This is a genomic window from Ruegeria sp. CF1 (genome assembly GCF_056537445.1).
In genome coordinates, this window is sequence record NZ_JBQFRN010000023.1 from 1 (window position 1) to 4,357 (window position 4,357).

Annotated in this window: 3 protein-coding genes; all 3 read left to right on the forward strand. The window is 63.1% G+C overall.

Annotated elements, in window-relative coordinates:
- Window positions 1–6 precede the first annotated feature (6 nt).
- Complete coding sequence (gcvT, locus tag ACRZ96_RS21070) at window positions 7–1,068, forward strand: glycine cleavage system aminomethyltransferase GcvT (RefSeq protein WP_480815079.1); 1,062 nt, start codon at window positions 7–9, stop codon at window positions 1,066–1,068.
- Between the two features lie 17 nt (window positions 1,069–1,085).
- Complete coding sequence (gcvH, locus tag ACRZ96_RS21075) at window positions 1,086–1,451, forward strand: glycine cleavage system protein GcvH (RefSeq protein ID WP_170393732.1); 366 nt, start codon at window positions 1,086–1,088, stop codon at window positions 1,449–1,451.
- Between the two features lie 111 nt (window positions 1,452–1,562).
- A partial coding sequence (gcvP, locus tag ACRZ96_RS21080; RefSeq protein ID WP_480815080.1) for an aminomethyl-transferring glycine dehydrogenase occupies window positions 1,563–4,357 on the forward strand: 2,795 nt, incomplete at its 3' end.

A 4,357-nucleotide genomic window follows, 5' to 3' on the forward strand; every position in this document is an offset into this window, starting at 1 on the left:
CACGCTTTGCATGTTGAGTTGGGGGGTAAGTTGGTTGATTTTGCGGGATGGGAGATGCCTGTTCAGTATCCTTTGGGGATTATGGGGGAGCATAAGCAGTGTCGTGAGAAGGCGGCGGTGTTTGATGTGTCTCATATGGGTCAGGTGATTTTGCGGGGCGAGAATGTGGGTGAGAAGCTGGAAGCGCTTTGCCCGCAGGCCTATGCGACGCTGAAGGAAGGCAAGGCGCGGTACGGGTTCTTTACGAACGCAGAAGGCGGGATCATGGATGACCTGATCGTGTCGAATGCGGGCGATCATTACTTTGTGGTGGTGAACGCGGCGCTGCGGCATCAGGACATTCCGCATATGCGTGAGCACCTTGAAGGCGTTGAAGTGATCGAGATTTTCGACCGCGCGCTGGTGGCGGTTCAGGGCCCTGCGGCGGAAAACGTTGTGGGCGAACTGTGCCCCGCCGCGCGTGATCTAAAGTTCATGGAAACCACGGTGGCCGATATCAAAGGTGTCGAGTGCCGTATCTCGCGGCTGGGCTATACCGGCGAGGATGGCTACGAGATCTCGATCCCCGAGGACAAGGCGATCGAGATCACCAAAGCCTTTCTGGCGCATGAGGATTGCGAGCCGGCCGGTCTGGGCGCGCGCGACAGCCTGCGGCTTGAGGCAGGTCTGTGCCTTTATGGCAATGACATCGACCAGAGCACCTCGCCGGTCGAGGCCTCGCTGGGCTGGGCGATGCAAAAGCGCCGCAAGGAAGAGGGCGGTTTCCCGGGCGCGGCCCGCGTGCAAAAGGAACTGGCCGAAGGTCCCGCGCGCAAGCTGGTGGGCATCAAGCCCGAAGGCCGTGCGCCTGCGCGTCAGGGTGTGGAAGTGCGGTGCCTTGAGGGCAACAGCATCGGTCAGATCACCTCGGGCGTGTTTGGCCCCACGGTGGGTGGACCGGTGGCGATGGGCTATGTGAGCAAAGGCCATGGCGAGCCGGGCGAGAAGGTGAACCTGATCATCCGGGGCAAGCCGCAACCGGCTGAGATCGTGGCGCTGCCCTTCGTCAAACAGAATTACAAGCGTTGAAGTCAGGAGAGAGAGACATGGCAACCTATTATTCCGAAGAGCATGAATGGCTGAGCGTTGACGGCGACACCGCCACGCTGGGCATCACCAAACACGCCGCCGAGCAGTTGGGTGACGTGGTGTTCGTGGAACAGCAGGAAGCAGGCGACGAGTTCGAAAAAGGCGGCGAGATCGGCGTGATTGAATCCGTCAAGGCGGCGTCCGAGCTTTACGCACCGGTCGACGGCGAGATCACCGAGGTGAACGAGGCGCTGGCCGACAATCCCGGCGCGCTGAACGAAGACCCCGAAGGCGAGGCCTGGATCTACAAGATCAAGATCGCGGACGCCTCGCAGCTCGAAGACCTGATGGACGAGGCCGGCTACAAGGCCTTCATCGGTTAACTCAGGCGGCGGGTCCGTGCGCGGCCCCGCCCCTTCATCTGTTTCCAAATACTTCCGCCGGAGGCTCCTGCCGTCTCCGCCGGGCCTGACCTATCCTTGAGGAGCGCACACATGGCCTTCAAACTGACCGATTACGAAGCCTATGACTTCGCCAACCGCCGCCATATCGGGCCCAGCCCGACCGAGATGCGCGACATGCTCAAGGTGATCGGCTTCAAGACGCTAGACGAGCTGATCGACGCCACCGTCCCGCCCGCGATCCGGCAGAAAGAGCCGCTGGACTGGGGTCCGGCGATGACCGAGCGCGATGCGCTCTTTCACATGAAAGAAGTGGCGAGCAAGAACAAGGTTCTGACTTCGCTGATCGGTCAGGGCTATTATGGCACCACCACGCCGGCGCCGATCCTGCGCAACATTCTGGAGAACCCGGCCTGGTACACGGCCTACACGCCTTATCAGCCCGAGATCAGCCAGGGCCGACTTGAGGCGCTGTTGAACTTCCAGACCATGGTCAGCGACCTGACCGGGCTGGACGTGGCCAACGCGTCCTTGCTGGACGAAGCCACAGCTGCCGCCGAAGCGATGGCCATGGCCAAGCGCGGCGGTCGGTCCAAGGCCAACAACGCGGCCTTCTTTGTCGACAAGAACTGCCACCCGCAGACCATCGCGGTGATTAAAACGCGCGCCGAGCCTCTGGGCATCGAGGTGCAGGTGGCTGATCCGGACACGCTGGATGCGGGCGCGGTCTTTGGCGCCATCTTCCAGTACCCCGGCACCCATGGCCATGTGCGCGACTTCACCGCCGAGATTGCGGCGCTGCATGAACACAAGGCGATTGCCATCGTCGCCGCCGATATCCTGTCGCTGGCGCTGCTGAAGTCGCCCGGTGAGATGGGCGCGGATATCGCCATCGGCTCGACCCAGCGCTTTGGTGTGCCGATGGGCTATGGTGGCCCGCACGCCGCGTATATGGCGACCACCGACAAGCTGAAGCGCTCGATGCCGGGCCGGATCATCGGTGTCAGCATCGACAGCCGGGGCAACAAGGCTTACCGCCTGGCGCTGCAGACCCGCGAACAGCACATCCGGCGTGAGAAAGCCAACTCGAACGTTTGCACCGCGCAGGCGCTGCTGGCGGTGATTGCCTCGATGTATGCCGTGTATCACGGCCCCGACGGCATCAAGGCCATCGCGCAATCGGTGCACCGCAAGACCTCGCGTATGGCTGCCGGTCTGGAAGAGGCAGGCTTTGCTGTGGAGCCGGAAGTGTTCTTCGACACGATCACGGTTGAGGTTGGCCATCTGCAGAAAACGGTCATGGAGGCCGCTGTGACCCGGGGCGTCAACCTGCGTAAGGTCGGCGACACGAAAGTGGGCATCAGCCTGGACGAACAGACCCGCCCCGAGACCATCGAGGCGGTCTGGGGGGCCTTCGGCATCGACCGCAAGGATGACAGCTCGAACGTGGCCTATCGCCTGCCGGATTACGCGCTGCGCGAAAGCGAGTACCTGACCCACCCGATCTTCCACAAGAACCGGGCCGAGGCCGAGATCACGCGCTACATGCGCCGTCTGGCCGACCGCGACCTGGCGCTGGACCGGGCGATGATCCCGCTGGGCTCGTGCACCATGAAGCTGAACGCCACGATCGAGATGATCCCGGTCACATGGCCCGAGTTCGGCAACCTGCACCCGTTCTGCCCCGAAGATCAGGCGCAGGGCTATCACGAGATGATCGACGATCTGAACGACAAGCTGTGCCAGATCACCGGCTATGACGCGATCAGCCAGCAGCCCAACTCGGGCGCGCAGGGTGAGTACGCAGGCCTCTTGACCATCCGCAACTATCACTTCGCCCGCGGCGAAGGGCAGCGGAACGTCTGCCTGATCCCGACCTCGGCCCATGGCACCAACCCGGCCTCGGCCCAGATGGTGGGCTGGCAGGTCGTGCCGGTGCAGGCGGATGAGAATGGCAACATTGATCTGAATGACTTCCGCGCCAAGGCCGAAAAGCACTCCGATCATCTGGCCGCCTGCATGATCACCTACCCCTCGACCCATGGCGTGTTCGAGACCACCGTGCAGGAGGTCTGCCAGATCACCCATGATCACGGCGGTCAGGTTTATATCGACGGCGCCAACATGAACGCCATGGTGGGTCTGTCGCGTCCCGGAGACATCGGCGGTGACGTCAGCCACCTGAACCTGCACAAGACCTTCTGCATCCCCCATGGCGGCGGCGGCCCCGGCATGGGTCCGATCGGCGTCAAAGCGCATCTGACCGAGCACCTGCCCGGCCACCCGGAATACGGCACTGCCGTGGGTCCGGTCTCGGCGGCGCCCTTTGGGTCGCCCTCGATCCTGCCGGTTAGCTGGGCCTATGTGCTGCTTATGGGCGGCGCGGGTCTGACCCAGGCGACCAAGGTGGCGATCCTGAACGCCAACTACATCGCGGCGCGGCTCAAGGATGCCTACCCGATCCTCTACACCTCGGAAACGGGTCGCGTGGCGCATGAATGCATCCTCGACACCCGCCCGCTGGACGAGGCGGCCCATGTCAGCGTCGATGACATCGCCAAGCGTCTGGTGGACAGCGGCTTCCACGCGCCCACCATGTCCTGGCCGGTGGCCGGCACCCTGATGGTCGAGCCCACGGAATCGGAACCCATGGATGAGCTGGACCGCTTCTGCGACGCCATGCTGTCCATCCGCTCCGAGGCACAGGACATCATCGACGGCAAGATCGACGCGGAAAACAACCCGCTGAAAAACGCCCCACACACGGTGCGCGATCTGGTCGGCGACTGGGACCGTCCCTACACCCGTGAACAGGCCTGCTTCCCCCCAGGCTCCATGGGCGTCGACAAATACTGGTCCCCCGTCAACCGCGTCGACAACGCATACGG